Source organism: Neisseria sp. HMSC03D10, from assembly GCF_001807625.1.
In the GTDB taxonomy this organism is placed as follows: Bacteria; Pseudomonadota; Gammaproteobacteria; order Burkholderiales; family Neisseriaceae; genus Neisseria; species Neisseria mucosa.
Map to the genome: position 1 here is coordinate 1 of NZ_KV789497.1, position 17,203 is coordinate 17,203.

At 52.6% G+C, this 17,203-nt stretch carries 11 protein-coding genes; 5 read left to right on the forward strand and 6 right to left on the reverse strand.

Translation table 11 applies throughout. From position 1 onward, the window contains the following. Positions 1 to 507 precede the first annotated feature (507 nt). The 3 genes from HMPREF3066_RS01725 to dnaE all read right to left on the reverse strand — a co-directional run bounded on the left by HMPREF3066_RS01725 (position 508) and on the right by dnaE (position 6,032). Positions 508 to 759 carry a hypothetical protein gene (locus HMPREF3066_RS01725; protein ID WP_049226758.1) on the reverse strand — a complete coding sequence of 84 codons (252 nt, stop codon included), beginning with the start codon at positions 757 to 759 and terminating at the stop codon, positions 508 to 510. Positions 760 to 991: 232 nt separating this feature from the next. Beyond that, a complete protein-coding gene (gene ubiD, locus HMPREF3066_RS01730) occupies positions 992 to 2,470 on the reverse strand; it encodes a 4-hydroxy-3-polyprenylbenzoate decarboxylase (protein ID WP_070440050.1) in 1,479 nt (492 codons plus the stop codon). 127 nt (positions 2,471 to 2,597) lie between these two features. Next, positions 2,598 to 6,032, reverse strand: a complete 3,435-nt coding sequence (gene dnaE / locus HMPREF3066_RS01735; RefSeq protein WP_070440052.1) for a DNA polymerase III subunit alpha — start codon at positions 6,030 to 6,032, stop codon at positions 2,598 to 2,600. A 12-nt stretch (positions 6,033 to 6,044) separates the two neighbouring features. Between dnaE and HMPREF3066_RS11945 the strand changes: the two genes are divergently transcribed. Then, a complete protein-coding gene (locus tag HMPREF3066_RS11945; protein WP_168160642.1) occupies positions 6,045 to 6,248 on the forward strand; it encodes a hypothetical protein in 204 nt (67 codons plus the stop codon). A 264-nt stretch (positions 6,249 to 6,512) separates the two neighbouring features. Then, positions 6,513 to 7,415, forward strand: a complete 903-nt coding sequence (locus tag HMPREF3066_RS01740; protein ID WP_070440054.1) for a ribokinase — start codon at positions 6,513 to 6,515, stop codon at positions 7,413 to 7,415. 263 nt (positions 7,416 to 7,678) lie between these two features. Here the strand turns inward: HMPREF3066_RS01740 and HMPREF3066_RS01745 are convergent, their stop codons facing one another. Both HMPREF3066_RS01745 and HMPREF3066_RS01750 read right to left on the reverse strand, forming a co-directional pair. Next, the gene (locus HMPREF3066_RS01745) at positions 7,679 to 8,809 is read right to left on the reverse strand and encodes a porin (RefSeq protein ID WP_049225803.1); all 1,131 of its coding nucleotides are present in this window, start codon (positions 8,807 to 8,809) and stop codon (positions 7,679 to 7,681) included. A 438-nt stretch (positions 8,810 to 9,247) separates the two neighbouring features. After that, positions 9,248 to 10,882 (reverse strand): CTP synthase, encoded by a 1,635-nt coding sequence (locus tag HMPREF3066_RS01750; RefSeq protein WP_070440056.1) that lies wholly within the window; start codon positions 10,880 to 10,882, stop codon positions 9,248 to 9,250. A 251-nt stretch (positions 10,883 to 11,133) separates the two neighbouring features. Between HMPREF3066_RS01750 and HMPREF3066_RS01755 the strand changes: the two genes are divergently transcribed. Both HMPREF3066_RS01755 and HMPREF3066_RS01760 read left to right on the forward strand, forming a co-directional pair. After that, positions 11,134 to 12,591, forward strand: a complete 1,458-nt coding sequence (locus tag HMPREF3066_RS01755) for a TrkH family potassium uptake protein (protein WP_070440058.1) — start codon at positions 11,134 to 11,136, stop codon at positions 12,589 to 12,591. Positions 12,592 to 12,762: 171 nt separating this feature from the next. Beyond that, positions 12,763 to 16,080, forward strand: a complete 3,318-nt coding sequence (locus HMPREF3066_RS01760) for a DUF2339 domain-containing protein (RefSeq protein WP_070440060.1) — start codon at positions 12,763 to 12,765, stop codon at positions 16,078 to 16,080. A gap of 142 nt (positions 16,081 to 16,222) precedes the next feature. On the opposite strand, the gene HMPREF3066_RS01765 is transcribed toward HMPREF3066_RS01760, so the two are convergent. Then, positions 16,223 to 16,675, reverse strand: coding sequence for a DUF1775 domain-containing protein (locus tag HMPREF3066_RS01765; protein ID WP_070440063.1), 453 nt, complete (start codon positions 16,673 to 16,675; stop codon positions 16,223 to 16,225). 224 nt (positions 16,676 to 16,899) lie between these two features. On the opposite strand from HMPREF3066_RS01765, the gene HMPREF3066_RS13055 reads away from it, so the two are divergent. Then, a complete protein-coding gene (locus tag HMPREF3066_RS13055; RefSeq protein WP_168160643.1) occupies positions 16,900 to 17,076 on the forward strand; it encodes a hypothetical protein in 177 nt (58 codons plus the stop codon). Positions 17,077 to 17,203 lie beyond the last annotated feature (127 nt).

Below are 17,203 nucleotides of genomic sequence, written 5' to 3' on the forward strand. Positions count from 1 at the left end.
TGCCCGACGGGGTGAAAAATACAGTTGCTACGGCAAAAACCGTAGCATGAGAATAGAAACCCGTAGCGCGTGGGCTTTGCCCATGAAAAAATTGCAGACGACCTTTTTTACCTAGCATCATCGTGGGCAAAGCCCACGCTACAATGCACACCGACGGGGCAATAGGTCGTCTGAAAACAGGGGGGGCAATTTTTGCCTAAACCTCTACCGTCATTCCCGCGCAGGCGGGAATCCATTTTTTAAATTCAGAAACTGTTTTTCAAATTAAGGTTTCTTAGGTTTTACGATGGATTCCCGCCTGCGCGGGAATGATGAAATTTGATGACATACCGGATTTAAAGTTAAGTATGTTTGCTATAGAAAGCCGGATAAATCCGTTATTTCAAATTTAACGAATTTAAATTTGAAATAACAAATCAAAGGTCGTCTGAAAATCTGTTTTCAGACGGCCTTTTTTGAAATTGCAGTCAGGTCATCGTTACCTTATCGACGTTTCAAATTACCTAATTACCTGAAAGCCTGCCACACCACCCAAGCAATGATTGTCCAAGCAAATACCATTCCCGCTGCCAATATCATCACAAATACCAGCCAGACGGCAATCTCCATCTTACGTCCGGTCAATACGCGCCGTACTTTCTGCCAGCCGCCATGTCGATATGCGCGGCGCAGAACGGAAATGCGCTTTTTGCCGTAGCTCAGGAAATCCCAAGTGGCGGCAAAGAGTTCGAGAACGCCAGCTACAAAATCCAATACCACGATTTAAACTCCGTAAAATATACTGGCGTTATAGTAAATCCAAACAAGGAATCCCTATTCCGTCATGTACGCGCAGGCGGGAATCCGAGCCCTGATTTATCAGGAATATTTAGAGGTTGCCGCGACTTCAAACTTCTGGATTCCCGCCTGCGCGGGAATGACGGTAATTGAATCTTCCCTGTTCCAATCCGCTGTAAAAACCGTTTTCAGACGACCTTTTTGATGTTAGGGTTTACAACCCCAACTCCCCCCAAATCTCATCAATCTTAGCCGTAACCGCAGAGTCTTTTTTGATTACCCGTCCCCATTCGCGGTCGGTTTCGCCCGGCCACTTGTTGGTCGCATCCAAGCCCATTTTGCCGCCGAGTCCGCTGACGGGGCTGGCGAAGTCGAGATAGTCGATGGGCGTGTTTTCCACCAAAACGGTATCGCGTACGGGGTCCATGCGCGTGGTGACCGCCCAGATGACTTCTTTCCAGTCGCGCACGTTCACATCGTCATCCACCACGATGATGAATTTGGTGTACATAAACTGGCGCAGAAACGACCAGCAGCCCATCATCACGCGCTTGGCGTGTCCGGCGTATTGTTTTTTCATGCTGACCACCGCCATGCGGTAGGAACAGCCTTCGGGCGGCAGGTAGAAATCGGTGATTTCGGGGAACTGCTTTTGCAAGAGCGGTACGAACACTTCGTTCAACGCCACGCCCAAAACGGCGGGTTCATCGGGCGGTTTGCCCGTGTAGGTGGAGTGGTAAATCGGGTTTTCGCGCATGGTGATGCGTTCGACCGTGAACACGGGGAAATGGTCCTGCTCGTTGTAATAGCCCGTGTGGTCGCCGTATGGGCCTTCCAACGCGGTTTCGTTCGGATGGATGACGCCTTCCAACACAATTTCGGCACGGGCGGGCACTTGCAAATCGTTGCCGATACATTTCACCAGCTCCGTCCGCGAACCGCGCAGCAGTCCTGCAAACTGGTATTCACTCAAAGTATCGGGAACGGGTGTTACCGCGCCTAAAATAGTGGCGGGGTCGCAACCGAGCACGACGGCGACGGGATACGGCGTATCAGGATTGAGTTTGCGGAATTCCTGATAATCCAACGCGCCGCCGCGATGCGACAGCCAGCGCATAATCAGCTTGTTTTTGCCGATTAACTGCTGACGGTAAATGCCTAAGTTCTGGCGTTTTTTGTTTGGTCCGCGCGTAACGGTCAAGCCCCATGTGACCAGCGGCGCAACGTCTTCCGGCCAGCAATGCTGAATCGGAAGTTTATATAAATCAACGTCTTCACCTTCCCACATGATTTCCTGACACGGCGCGTTTTTCACCACGTTCGGCGCCATGCTCCAAATGTCTTTCAGCAACGGCAGTTTGGAAAACGCGTCTTTAATGCCTTTGGGCGGTTCGGGTTCTTTCAAATACGCCAGCGTCTGCCCGATTTCGCGCAGCTTGGACACACTGTCCGCGCCCATGCCCAGCGCCACACGTTCGGGCGTGCCGAACAGGTTTGCCAACACGGGATAATCGTAGCGCGTGCCGTCGGGCTTAATCGGGTTTTCAAACAGCAACGCCGGCCCTTCGGCGCGCAGCACGCGGTCGGCAATTTCGGTCATTTCCAAATGCGGGGAAACGGGATGCGCGACGCGTTTGAGTTTGCCCTGCTGTTCGAGCATGGAGATGAAGTCGCGTAGGTCTTTGTATTTCATGTTGATCCTTATTTGAGGTCGTCTGAAAACCGGACTTTGGATTTCAGACGACCTGAATCATCAAATTTTTGTCAGATTTTTTACAGAAGTTTCAATCGGTTCCGAAATAAACCTATAATTACCAATACTACCAATTCACGCGCACTGCCCTGCTGCCGAGCAGTTTTTCCAGTTCGTCGAATAACGCAGAGCTGGGCGTAACCATCCATTTCGGCGGCACTTGAAACTTACCCGACGCTTTGCCGTTGCTGTACGACAGTTGCAGTGGGATGTGCGATGTGTCGGGCAGGCGGTGGGCGGTGAGGATGGCGGCGAGGCGCGTGATGTCGTGGCCGGGGGCTAGGGCGAGGCTGAGGCTGCGGGCGTAGCGTTCGCGCGCCATTTGCAGGGTCATGACTTGGTTTGCCATGATGCGCAGCCCGTCGCCGCCGCCGTAGTCGTCGCGGCTGACTTTGGATTCGATAATCAGCACTTGGTCGGATTTGAGGTAGTCGGCGCAGTTTTCCAGCGTCTGGCCGCTGACCATGATTTCAATTTGCCCGCTCAAATCTTCGAGGCTGACGAAGGCGATTTTGCCGCGTTTGCCCATCATGGTGCGCACGGCGGTAACGAATCCGGCGAGGCGCACGCTGTCTTGCGGTTTCAGACGGCCTAATTTGGTCGGGGCGATTTGGCGGACTTCTTGGGCATACGGGCCGAAGGGGTGGCCGGACAGGTAAAAGCCGATGACGGTTTTTTCTTCGGCGAGTTTTTCCGATTCGCTCCACATGGGCGCGTCGATGAGCTGCACCGGTTCGATGGCGTCTTCCATCATGTCAAACAGCCCGCCCTGGTTGGCGTTGGCGGCTTTTTGGTCGGCGTTGTTCATGGCGAGGTCGATGTTTGCCAAGAGCATGGCGCGGTTGGGTTCGATGCTGTCGAACGCGCCGCCGCGTATCAGGGCTTCGAGGGTGCGGCGGTTCATGTGTTCTTTGCCGACGCGCTCGCAGAAGTCCAACAGGCCGGTAAATTTGCCGCCGCTTTGCCGCGCGGCGATGATGGATTCGACGGCGGCTTCGCCCGTGCCTTTAATCGCGCCGAGCGCGTAGCGGATTTTCATGTTCGGATACGGCGTGAAGCGGTAGTCGGATTCGTTGATGTCGGGCGGCAGGAACTCGATGCCGTTGGCGCGGCAGTCGTCGTAGAAATGCTTGAGCTGGTCGGTGTTGTCCAATTCAGACGACATAGTCGCCGCCATAAATTCGGCGGGGTAATGGGCTTTGAGCCATGCGGTCTGGTAGGAAATCAGGGCGTAGGCGGCGGCGTGGGATTTGTTGAAACCGTAGCCGGCGAATTTTTCCATGTAGTTGAAGATTTCGTCGGATTTTTCGCGCGAAATGCCTTGTTTTGCCGCGCCTTCGGCGAAGATTTCGCGGTGTTTCACCATTTCTTCGGGCTTTTTCTTACCCATGGCGCGGCGCAGCAGGTCCGCGCCGCCGAGCGAGTAGCCGCCGATAATCTGCGCCGCCTGCATCACTTGCTCTTGATACACCATAATCCCGTAGGTCGGCGCGAGGATGCCTTCGAGCAGCGGATGGATGTATTGGAATTCCTGCCCCTTCATACGCGCGACGAAGTCGGGGATGTTGTCCATCGGGCCGGGGCGGTAGAGCGATACGAAGGCGATGAGTTCTTCAAACTTGGTGGTGTGCGCCGTTTTCAGCATTTTTTTCATGCCGGTCGATTCAAACTGGAATACGGCGGTGGTGTTCGCATCGCGGAAGATTTTGTAGGCGGCCTGGTCGTCGAGCGGGATTTTGCCGACATCGACAATATCGCCGGTGGTGTTTTTGATGTTGTTCTGCGCCATTTCGATAATGGTCAGGTTACGCAGACCCAAAAAGTCGAACTTCACCAAACCCACGTCTTCCACGTCGCCCTTGTCGTACATGGATACGGGCGAGGCGGATTCGTCCGCCTGATACACGGGGCTGTAATCGGAAATCTTGCCTGGCGCAATCAACACGCCGCCCGCGTGCATACCCAGACCGCGCGTCAAATCTTCCAGCTTTTTCGCCAACGTAATCAGTTCGTCCGCTTCTTCCGCTTCAATCAATTCCTGAATCTGCGGCTCCGCCTTCATCGCATCGTCCAAACCCAAAGGTTTGTTGGCTTCCAGCGGAATCAGCTTCGACAGTTTGTCGCACAGGGTAAACGGCAGCTCCAGCACGCGCCCCACGTCGCGGATCACCGCTTTGGACGACATCGTGCCGAAGGTCACAATTTGGCTCACCGCCTCTGCGCCGTATTTGTCGCGCACATACTCAATCACGCGGCCGCGGTTGCTTTGACAAAAGTCCACGTCAAAGTCGGGCATGGAAACGCGTTCGGGGTTCAAGAAACGTTCGAACAGCAGCGCGTATTTCAGCGGGTCGAGGTCGGTAATTTTCAGCGAATACGCCACCAGCGAACCCGCGCCCGAACCGCGTCCCGGCCCCACCGGACAGCCGTGCGTTTTCGCCCAGTTGATAAAGTCTTGTACGATAAGGAAATAGCCGGGGAATTTCATCTGGATGATGATGTTCAGCTCAAAATCCAGCCGCTCCTGATATTCCGGCATTTTCGCCGCCCGTTCCGCCTCGTCGGGATAAAGCTGAACCATGCGTTCCTGCAAGCCCTCGTTGGACAGCTTCACCAGATAATCGTCGAGCGACAGGCCGTCGGGCGTCGGGAACAGGGGCAGGAAGTTTTTGCCCAGCGTGATATGGATATTGCAGCGTTTGGCGATTTCTACCGTGTTTTCCAAGGCTTCGGGCAAATCGGCGAAACGCTCCAGCATCGTTTCCGGTGGAATGAAAAACTGGCTCGGCGTAAAATCGCGCGGACGTTTCTTGTCCGTCAGCACCCAGCCGCCCGCGATGCACACCCGCGCCTCGTGCGCGTTGAAATCGTCGCGGCTCATAAACTGCGTCGGATGCGTCGCTACCACCGGCAAACCCAATTCCTCCGCCAGCTTCACGCTGCCCGAAACGCAAGCCTCCCATTCGGGACGCTCGGGCAGTCGTTGCAGCTCCAGATAAAACGCATCGGGAAACCACGCCGCATATTTCAACGCCGCCGCACGCGCCGCGTCTTCATTGCCGTTCAACAGATTCACGCCCACTTCGCCGTAATGCGCGCCGCTCAAACAAATCAAGCCGCTGTTGTCGCCGTTTTCCAGCCATTCGGGATTGAGTTCCGCATGATGGACATTGCGGTCTTTGCCGACATAAGCCGCCGTCAAAAGCTCGCTCAAGCGCAGATAGCCCGCATCGTTGCGGATAATCAGCATGGCGCGGAACGGCTTGTCGGGCGCATTCGGATTACCTATCCACACGTCCGCCGCCCCGACGGGCTTAATCCCCGCGCTGCGGCAGGCTTTATAGAATTTCACCAAACCGAATTCGTTCATCAGATCGCTGATGCCCAAAGCAGGCAAACCGTATTCCTGCGCTTTGGCAATCAGTTTTTTAATCCGCACCATACCGTCGGTAATCGAAAACTCGGTATGCAGGCGCAGCGGGATGTAGGTCGGCTCGGTCATGGCAAAATCGGCGTGAACAATAAAAGGCGTATTGTAGCAGGGTTGGAAAAAGGTCGTCTGAAAACGAGTGAAGCGAGTTTCGCTAAAAAGAGTGAAGCGGGTTTCGCTAAAACGGACAAAGTGAATTTCGCTAAAACGAACGTATTGATTGGGCTTTCAGACGACCTTGAAAGAAAAATGGTATATAAAACAGAAAAAATTTTCCATTCTATTTAAATTTTATAAAAAACAAAATAAAAACCGACCAATGTACAAATTTAGCATTCAAACGGTATGAAGTTTCCGAAATTTTACGATTTAATTACAACAAAATCTGATATTAAAATATGAAAAACGGGAATTAATATTGCATTTGCAATTCCAGCGGGTACAATGACGCAAAATGCCTATCGGCATAGAGAATGCGGTTTCCTGCATATTTCAATATCAATAAAGACCGCCTGATACGGTTGTATCGTGTTTCAAAAGGGATATATCAGAATGCTCCATATCAAAGTCGTCGTTGTCGGTAGTATCAACATGGATTTAGTAACCCGCGCCACCCAATTCGCGCGCGCGGGCGAGACTTTGCTGGGAAGCTCATTCCATCGCTACATGGGAGGCAAAGGTGCCAACCAAGCAGTTGCCGCCGCACGCCTAGGTGCATGCGTAACCATCATCGGTGCAGTCGGCGACGACGATTTCGGACTGGAAATGGTAACCAACCTCCGCCACGAAGGCATATGTACCGATTATGTCCAAACCATCATGGGACAAAACAGCGGCATGGCAAACATTACCGTTGCCGACGAAGAAAATTCCATCATCGTTATTGCCGGCGCAAATATGTATCTGACCGTTGCCGACATCGAAGCCGCAGAAGAACGGTTTGCCGAAGCCGACATCATCCTCAGCCAGCTTGAAATTCCGATGGAGTGCGTGATAGCCACATCAAAACTGGCAGCAAAATACAACAAACCCTTTATCCTTAATCCCGCACCCGCCCGCGCCATCCCGAAAGAATTGTTGGAGCAAATTACCATCTTAACACCCAACCGCTATGAGCTTGCCGCCAGCTTGGGAGCACCACAAGGCTTGTCTCCCGAAGAGTTGATTTTAAAATCCCCCTGCCCCGTCCTGATGACTTCAGGCAGTAAAGGCGCCGTATATAAAGACCCCAAAGGCCGTCTGCGCCATGTTTCAGGTTTTAAGGTACAAACCTCCGACACCACGGGTGCCAGCGATGCCTTCAACGGCGCATTGGCAGTATTCTGGCACGAAGGCATAGACATCGCCGTACGCAAGGCCTGCGCCGCTGCCGCCCTGTCTATTACCCGCTCCGGCGCGCAAAACGGAATGCCTTTCGAGTTCGAGTTAAGCGGCTTCCTCACCTCTCAAAAATAAGGTTTGATGCAGCAGATTTTCCCCTCTGACACACTATCTAAAACTACCTCAAAACGAGAACATCAGAATTTAATATTCTAAAATAATTTATTTTTTTAACTGTTAAGGCGTTTTCCTATGTAAAAAGGACAAACAGATCCTCCGTATTCGAACCTTCTATTAAATTTGGAAATATTTAAATTTTTATATGATAAAAGGTCGTTTGAAACCCAAACCGGTTTTCAGACGACCTTTTATATTTTCTGATTATCCTTACGGTTTCATCAGAATTTATGAACCATACCCAAAGAAACAGCTTTTTGCTCAACAGACCCTGTTTGAGTCGGCGTCAGGCGGGTTTTGCTGCCCAGTTTCATATAACCGGCATGAGCAAGCATAGAAGTACGTTTGCTGAATTTGTAGTTGGCACCAACTACTACTTGGTCGAATTTATCGACTAGTTTCTCGCCGCTGTTCACGCCTTTTGCCGCCCAGCCGTGGGCGTAAGTGAGGCGCGGGGTCAGGTTGCCGAAGGTATAACCCACGGTAACGGCTGCATCGGCAACTTTGACGGCTTCATTTTTACCGGCATCGGCAGTGATGTCAGCGCGTTTGTACGTATTGAAATCATCGGTAAAGTAACCCAGATATTTATTTGCGCTTTCATGACCTTTAGCGTATTGAGCACCTACGCCGACAAACAGATTGTCTTTGTCGTAGTAGCTTTCGATCTTAGCGATTTGGGCAGCTTTGACTTTTTTGACTTTGCCGTTGTTGTCGGTGTACGCGCCTTTGTAATGGCCGTAGGCAAGGTTGGTGGTGAAACCGCTGTTTTCATAAGTCAAACCGGCGGTATATTGTTCTTTGCTGGGTTTTTCATGTTTATATTTGTCGTCCGGATTGCGGTTGTCGCGTGGCGCGTAGGACGCATTGAATTTGAACCCGCCGAACGAAGGACTGTCGTAGCGTACGGATGTGGTGCGCACACCGGTGCGTGTGTTGATGCCCAAACCCATCGCGTTGGTTTTATACAACCAAGGGTCGATGGTATCCATCTCGTTGAGCATATTGTTCATATTGCCGACGCGAACCTTACCGAATGAGCCTTCCAAGCCTATGAAGGAATCACGGTTGCCGAAACTTTGGCTATTGGATTCGCCCAAAATGGAAGTACGCTGTTCCACCTGCCAGATGGCTTTGAGGTCGTCTGAGAGTTTTTCGCTGCCTTTGAAGCCGATGCGCGAGGTATTGTCGTTGATGCGGGTTGCAGTCGCGCTTTTTTCCGTACCTTCGTTACCTTTGATTTTCACCTGTCCGGAGGTGATGGTGCTTTTAACTTGTCCGTACAGGACAACTTCGGCGGATGCTGCAAAAGGCAAAGCCGCGATAGTCAGGGCAATAATGGCTTTTTTCATACAAACTCCTCTTTAATCAAAGAATCAAATTTAGGTCTATCGTTTTACAAAAATAAGAGACTCAAAACCAAAAACAGCAAGACCCGTGGAACAATTTGCGCAATCATAATGAACTTTCGATATTTAAACAATCTTTTTCATCTTGATAAGAATTATTATTCATTAGAGTTTAGACTTTTTACAACATTCATCCATTTTTTTATAGTTGATTCAAATAGAAACGCAAACCCACCATTTATGGATAGGCAGGAATTTGAGATTTGAAAGTAGCTTTTCCCCCATACACTTCATCCCGATTCCTAAAACCGGTTTCCACTCTTCCCAAAAAAATAATGATAAGTCATTTTTATTTGAATGAATAATCCATAGTCGTCTGAAAATAGAAAAAGCACCTTAATTAGGGTGCTTTTTCTATTTTCAGACGACCTTTTGCCGGCGTCAGACTTTTTTATTGTTCAACGCGGCTTTGACAAACGCGGTAAACAAAGGATGGCCTCTGCGCGGGTTGGAGGTGAACTCGGGGTGGAACTGGCAGGCGAAGAACCAAGGATGGTTCGGCAGCTCGATGGTTTCGACCAAGCGTTCACGTCCGGCAGATACACCACCGATGACCAAGCCAGCCTGTTCCAGCGTGGGAACGTAGTTGTTGTTGACTTCGTAGCGGTGGCGGTGGCGTTCACGGATGTGTTCGCTGCCGTAGATTTTGGCGGCGAGGCTGCCTGCTTTCAATTCGACCTCTTGCGCGCCCAAACGCATGGTGCCGCCCAAATCGGCGGATTCGTCACGGGTTTCGACGCTGCCGTCGGCGGTTTGCCATTCGTCAATAAGAGCGACGACGGGCGCGGCGCATTTGAGGTCGAACTCGGTCGAATTCGCGCCTTTCAAGCCTGCGACGTCGCGGGCGTATTCGATCAGCGCAATCTGCATACCGAGGCAGATGCCCAAGTATGGCACGTTGTTTTCGCGGGCATAGCGCACGGCGGCGATTTTGCCTTCCACGCCGCGCGAACCGAAACCGCCGGGAACGAGGATGGCGTCCATGTCTTCGAGCATGGAAACGTCGCCGTTGTTTTTCTCGATGTTTTCACTGTCAACGAAGGTAATCTGCACGTCGGTTTCGGTGTGGATACCCGCGTGTTTCAAGGCTTCGATCAGCGATTTGTAGGATTCGGTTAAATCGACGTATTTGCCGACCATGGCGATTTTGACGGTGTGTTTCGGGTTTTTGATGGCATGGACGATTTTTTTCCACGCGGTCAAATCCGCCTGTTGTACGTTCAGCTGCAATTGCTCGGTAATGATGTTGTCGATGCCTTGGTCGTGCAGCATTTCTGGGCATTCGTAGATGCTGTCCACGTCGTAGCTGCCGACAATTGCGCGCTCTTCCACGTTGCAGAACAGGGCGATTTTGCGGCGTTCGTCCGCCGGCATGGTTCTGTCCATACGGCAAATCAGGATGTCGGGCTGCAAACCGATGCTCAACATTTCTTTAACGGTATGTTGGGTCGGCTTGGTTTTGATTTCGCCTGCGGCGGCGATGTAGGGAACGTAGCTCAAGTGCGCAAACAAGGTGTTGTTGCGTCCCAACTGGCTGCGCATCTGACGGATGGCTTCCAAAAACGGCAGCGATTCGATGTCGCCGACCGTACCGCCGATTTCGACGATGGCGACATCGTAACCCGCCGCACCTTCGTGGATGCGGCGTTTGATTTCGTCGGTAATGTGCGGGATGACTTGAACCGTACCGCCAAGGTAGTCGCCGCGGCGTTCTTTGGCGATGACGTTTTCGTACACCTGCCCCGTGCTGAAGCTGTTGCGGCGGGTCATGGTGGCGTTGATGAAACGTTCGTAGTGTCCCAAGTCGAGGTCGGTTTCCGCGCCGTCGTCGGTCACGAACACTTCGCCGTGCTGGAACGGACTCATCGTGCCGGGGTCGACGTTGATATAAGGGTCGAGCTTGAGCATGGTTACGTTCAAACCGCGCGATTCGAGGATGGTGGCAATAGAAGCGGCGGCGATACCTTTTCCGAGTGAAGATACGACGCCGCCGGTTACGAAAATAAATTTAGTCATGATGCAGTACCCATGTTGGAATACGGGATTTTACCTTTAAGCGGGTTTTCTGGCAAACGCGGGACGGGATGCGGATGTGGTTTTCAGACGATCTCCGCTTCTACCCTTTTGCGTCTAGGCAAGGCAATAATTTGTTAAAATAAAGTCTGTTTGCGATTACTGATGACGATAAGGTCGTCTGAAAATATCGACTTCCTCATCGCCATCCCATGCCGCCAGATGATTCGGCCGGTTTGTTAAGATTAATTGATATGTATAAGTTCCTCCCTATTGTCCACGTTTTGTCCAGACTGGGGCTGCTGTTTTCAATGGTGCTCGCAGTACCGACGCTGATGTCGTATTTTTTTCTGGACAACGCGTTTCCGGCGTTTGCCTACACGGCTTTGGCGACAACGCTGACCTCTTGCGCGGTTTGGCTGCTGACCTTCCATTTCCGCCGCGAGCTGCGCCCGCGCGACGGGTTTACGTTGGTTTTGATGTTGTGGCTGGCGTTTGCGCTGGTGGCGGCGATGCCGATTTATATTCACATCCCGGGCATCAGTTTTACCGATGCGTTTTTTGAGGCGATGTCCGGACTGACGACGACGGGCGCGACGGTCATGACGAGCTTGGACACGCTGGCTCCGTCGGTGAATTTTTGGCGGCATATGCTCAACTGGCTGGGCGGCATGGGTATCATCGTGCTGGCGGTTGCGATTCTGCCGATGCTGGGCGTGGGCGGAACGCAGCTCTTCAAGGCTGAAATTCCGGGGATGGACAAGGAAAGTAAGATGGCACCGCGCATTTCGCAGGTGGCAAAGAAACTTTGGTTCTTCTACACGATGACGACGGCGGCGGCTTTTCTGACGCTGCATTTTGCGGGGATGAGCTGGTTTGATGCGCTTTGCCACGCGATGTCGGCGGTGTCGCTGGGCGGTTTTTCGACACACGATGCCAGCATCGCTTATTTTGATTCGCTGACCGTCGAATGGGCGATTATGTTTTTCACGTTGTGGGGCGGTGTGAATTTTGCCACGCATTTCACGGTGCTGACACGGCGTTCGCTCAAATCCTATTGGCAGGACGAGGAATGCCGCGTACTGCTGGTGCTGCTGGCGGGCAGTATTTTGATGTCGGCGGTGTATCTGTGGCAGAAGGATTTTTATGCAACCTTTGGGGATTCGCTGCGTTTTGTCAGCTTCAACTTTGTCTCCATCGGGCTGGCAAGCGGTTTTTCCAACACGGATTTCGCGCAATGGCCGCTGATCGTGTCGCTGTGGATGTTTTTCCTGTCCAACCTGTTGGCAAGCTCCGGCTCTATGGGCGGCGGCATTAAAAACGTGAGGGCGTTGGTCTTGTTCAAATTCAGCCTGCGCGAGATGATGATTCTGCTGCACCCGAAAGCGGTGCGCACGGTCAAGGTCAACGGACGCATGATTCCCGACCGCATGGCGCTGACAGTGATGGCGTTTATTTCGATTTATTTCATGACGACGATTGTATTCAGCTTTTTGCTGATGGCAAGCGGGATGGAATTTATCTCCGCCTTCACCGCCGTCATCGCGTGTATCACCAATGCGGGACCGGGCTTGGGCGAAGTCGGGCCGGCGGGCAGCTATGCAGTATTGAGCGATGTGCAGAAATGGCTGTGTTCTGCCGTCATGCTGCTGGGCCGCTTGGAAATTTTTACGGTGTTGATTTTGCTGACGCCGGCTTATTGGAAAAAATAAAGACGGGTCGTCTGAAAACGGATTTCGGGTGTTCAGACGACCTTTTTGCTTCACTGACACATCTTCTATTACCGCACAACACCTTTTCCTACCGTTACGCCTTCTATACATCCTTCTCATGACAAGAATGCTACAATTGGCATATTTTTACCGTTATCGGACAGGTGTTTTATGCAGTATTTCTGCCTACTCATCCCCATCCTCATTGGCTATTTTCTTGACGAAATGACCGTCGGCGTCATTTTCGGCTCTATTTTATGGTTGTTTGCGCGGGAACTCGGCAAACCGCGTCAGGAAGAACATGATGCAAAACTGCAAAACCTGGAAAAAGAAATCGAGTTGCTGAAGCTGCGTTTGACGGCTTTGGAACAAGAAACCGTTCATGATAAAGCAGAAGTCGGGCAGGCTAGGAAACTGCGCGCTGTTTTGTCCGAACATGCCGACGATATTCAGACGACCCCTGCGCCGCTTCATGAGAAGGTTGAACCTGTCGCAACTGCGGACAATGCGCCTGTCGAGCCGCATATCGAACCGGTTACCGCGCCCTCTTTTTCTACCCCTGTTTCCGCCGAACCTTCCGTGCAGCCCGAACCTGCTCTGTACGCAGAAAGCGTCGAAACACCTGCCCAAGTTTCCGCTATTCAAGAAGACGAACACAAACAAGACGCGCCTGTCCTGCAAACGTCGTCTGAAAACGAAGTGCCGATGTCGTCTGAAAATACATCAGAAAACATCGACGCAGATTCTCGTGAAACCGTTATCCATAAAGAGGAAGGTTTCGATTTCAAATTCTCCGAAAATCCCATTGTTGCTTGGTTCCTGCGCGGCAATCCGCTGCTGAAAACCGGTATCGTGGTGCTGTTCCTCGGCTTGGCGTTCCTCTTGCGCTATGCCTCCGAGCGGATTTATGTACCGGTGGAAATGCGTTACCTGACCGTAGCAGGTGCGGGTCTGGCGGCGGTCATCGGCGGCTGGAAGCTGCAAAGCCGCAAACGCGAATACGGCCTGGTGTTGCAAGGCTTCGGCGTGGCGGTGATGTATCTGACCGCTTTGGCGGCATTGAAACTGCATCCGCTGCTGCCCGCACCGATCGTGTTCGTGCTGATGGTGGCGATGGTCGTATTAATGGCGTTGCTGGCGATCAGGCAGAACGCGCAGATTATGGCGCAGGTTTCCTTGGTCGGCGGTCTGGCGGCGCCCATCCTGGTATCGGACGGCAGCGGCAATTATTTGGTGCTGTTCTCCTACCTTTCCCTGCTCAATGCCGGCGTAGCGGCGATTGCCTGGTTTAAGGCATGGCGGCCGCTGAACCTGACGGGTTTCGCCGGAACCTTCTCCATCGCCGCGTTGTGGGGCATGCAAAGCTATACGCCGCAGCATTTCGCCACCACCGAGCCTTTCCTGATTTACCACTGGCTGCTCTACACCTTCATTGCCTATCTGTTCGCCCGCCGCAAGCTGACGGAAAACCGCGAAGACACGCTCGCGCCCGTTGCCGACAATGCGACGCTGGAAGAAATTTGGAACAGCATCTGCTCCCACGGCCTGCGCGTCCACGTCCTCGATCATACTTTATTGTTCGGCACGATGGCGGCGGCGTTCGGACTGCAATACCGCATGGTGGAACACTGGCCGTCTGCGGACGCATTCTCCGCGCTGGGCTTCGCCGCCGTTTACGGACTTGCCGCGCTGATGCTGAAACGGCAACAGGGTTTGTATATCCTGCGTCAGGTGTTTGTTGCCCTGTCGCTGCTGTTCCTCACGCTCGCCGTTCCACTTTACTTTGAACGCGGCAACACCGTCATCCTGTGGACGGTAGAATCCGCGCTCGTGTATTTCTTCGGGCTGCGCCAACAGCGTCCGCATATGCGTTTGGGTGCGCTCGTCGTTTATCTGCTGGCGGCGCTGACCCAACTGAGCGGTTATCAGGAGGGAGGATCCACCATCCTGCAAGGTCAATGGTTTACCACCCTGCTGACCCTGTTCGGCGGCGCAGCAATTTACCTGCAGTGGCACCTCTACCGCCGTAAAGGCTCGGCACACTGGGAACACACGCTTCAAAACGCAACCCTCTGCGCCGCCCTGCTCTACACATCCATCCTGCCTTTACTGTTTTTCGCGGAACGCGGCAGCATCATCATTTTCTCTGCTTTGGTGGCAGCTTGGGCGTTCTGCCGAGGCAAAGGCAAGTCGGACGTGTTCAGCACATTCGCCTTGGGCAATGCAATCTTTATCCTGCTCTTCCAAGCCTCGATTAATAATGAATCCAACGGCTTCCTGACACACTGGCACCTCTTTGCCGCCGCGCCGCTGCTGTTTGCCGCGGCCTACATGCTGCAATATCCGCGCGTCCAAACCGAAGCTTCGGAAAACCAAGACAAACAAGACCAAACCCTCCCGTTCTCGCAAATTGCGGGCTGGGCTATCCTCGTTATCGCCCTGATGTTGGGCGGCTTCGCCACCTATACCCAATGGACGGGCGAAGAAACCCTGTTTATCGAGCTTTGGGCATTGCCGATATTCACCACCTTACTGTTGCTTGCCAACCGTTTGAACTGGAAAGAGCTTTTTCAGACGACCTTGGCATTCCTGCCCCTGTTTGCCCTGCACTTCATCGGCTATCATCTCGAACACCTATGGACGGCCGCCGCAGCCCTGCCGCTTGCCGCCGCCACCGTGTTGAACTTCGTCATCCTGAATAACCGCCAAACTAATGCGCCTATCGGCTTGCACAAACTCAACATCATCCTGCTCGGTATCCTTTGGTCGCTTTGGGCAGGAATGTATGTCGGCAATCGTCTCGACGGCGTTTGGTCGCAGCTCTCGTGGCTTGCCGTACCGCTGATCATGTGGGTCGTCCTTCATACGCAGCGGCAGCGCGGCTTTTTCAGACGACATCAAGCCGCCTATCAGCATTCCGCCCTGCCGATAGCCGCCCTTGCATCGGCAAGTTGGATGATATGGACGAACTTCTCTACCCCGTTCCAACCCGCGCCGTTGCCGTATATCCCGCTGCTTAACCCGCTGGAACTCGCCTGCGCCGGAATGCTGTGGTTTGCCCTGAAGTCCCTGCCCGAAGCCCTGCCTGCGGAATACCGCCGCGTGAACACGCCCGGCGTCGCCGCCCTCGCATTCATGGTCATCAGCGCGGGTGTGATGCGCCTGTGGCACTTCTACGACGGCATCACTTGGCGCCTCGACATCATGCTCCAATCCTTCGGCCTGCAAGCCAGCCTCTCCGTCGTGTGGGCGGTTACCGCCATCATCCTGATGGTGTACGGCAACCGCCGCAAACTGCGCCCCTTCTGGATAACCGGCGCGGCGCTGATGGCGATTGTCGTCGTCAAGCTCTTCCTCATCGAGCTTTCCAACAGCGGCGGCATCGCCCGCATCGCCTCCTTCATCATCGTCGGCGTGCTGCTGCTTCTGGTCGGCTGGTTCGCACCCGTTCCGCCCAAAGCGGTGGAAAACGAAGAGGACAAAGCATAGCCCAGTCCCAAAGCAAAGGTCGTCTGAAAACCAATTCAGGTTTTCAGACGACCTTTTTAGTAGAAAGAACGTTATAGCCCGCTTGCCAAGTAGTTCAATATCCTGATTGTTCCGTCGGCATTAGGGCAAACGTACCCGACTGTTATTTCAGATGAATCGTCGGTTGATAGCCTTTTGCCTCTTCCGAACCGTCAAACGGCACAACAACGCCATCTGCGTAGGTTACATACGCTTTGTATTTCACTGATACATCGCCTTTAGGATTCAGCGCGATAAACGGGAACGAAGTAAATTCGCCTGCCTCCATACGGCCTTTGTAAGTAATGCTGACGATATTGCCTTCCGCATCTTTTTCTGTTTTATAAGTCCAACCCGGAACAGGATGAATGAACAACAGTTTCACACCTTCGGCAACCACCATTTTTACCCCGGTTACCGCCTTACCGCGATTGGTCGGCACATTCAGGCGGAAATGGTCTGATTTTCCAGAAATACTATCAACACCATTAGAATAATTGCGAATCGTAACATGCGCCTGAGCATCCATCATCAATGCAGACAGAGCCAAAGCAGAAAACAATAGCTTTATTTTCATTGTGTTATCTCCGTAGGAAGAGTGGATAAAAAGATCATTGTTGAAGGCTTGCCCGAATCCCAGCAGAGAATATCCATCAAAAGAGCATATGTTAGCCTTTATTGCGCCAACAAGGGAACAGAAAGCCGAATACACCCATTAAGGTCGTCTGAAAGACAGATTTAGGCTTTCAGACGACCTTTCGAATAATTTGCTTGAACCACTATTCAGCAGCTTTTTGAATCTTGACCCACCCCACCTCAAATGCCCGCCTTGCTCTACCATTGCCGTTATTCCCATTCCCGCCGACGAAAGGAAAATACGCAAAAATCCATAAGTTAGAATTTGCAGCAGCCTTGAAATATTCCCAAAATGCCAAGGTCTGGATTGCCGCCTGCGCGGGAATGATGGCAGCAGGTTAAGAAGCAATCGAACCCGATCGGCAAGACAGTATCGACGCGCTGCCGCACCGTAGCGTGGGCTTTGCCCACGCAAGCCGTTTGAAAAACCTTGAACCAAAGAATAGCTATAAAACCCAAACGGGCAATG

Coding starts and splice junctions, on each gene's coding strand:
- HMPREF3066_RS01765 (WP_070440063.1), bottom strand. CDS start 16,675: ATGAAAATAAAGCTATTGTTTTCTGCTTTGGCTCTGTCTGCATTGATG.
- dnaE (WP_070440052.1), bottom strand. CDS start 6,032: ATGACCGAGCCGACCTACATCCCGCTGCGCCTGCATACCGAGTTTTCG.
- HMPREF3066_RS01740 (WP_070440054.1), top strand. CDS start 6,513: ATGCTCCATATCAAAGTCGTCGTTGTCGGTAGTATCAACATGGATTTA.
- HMPREF3066_RS01755 (WP_070440058.1), top strand. CDS start 11,134: ATGTATAAGTTCCTCCCTATTGTCCACGTTTTGTCCAGACTGGGGCTG.
- HMPREF3066_RS01750 (WP_070440056.1), bottom strand. CDS start 10,882: ATGACTAAATTTATTTTCGTAACCGGCGGCGTCGTATCTTCACTCGGA.
- HMPREF3066_RS01745 (WP_049225803.1), bottom strand. CDS start 8,809: ATGAAAAAAGCCATTATTGCCCTGACTATCGCGGCTTTGCCTTTTGCA.
- HMPREF3066_RS01760 (WP_070440060.1), top strand. CDS start 12,763: ATGCAGTATTTCTGCCTACTCATCCCCATCCTCATTGGCTATTTTCTT.
- ubiD (WP_070440050.1), bottom strand. CDS start 2,470: ATGAAATACAAAGACCTACGCGACTTCATCTCCATGCTCGAACAGCAG.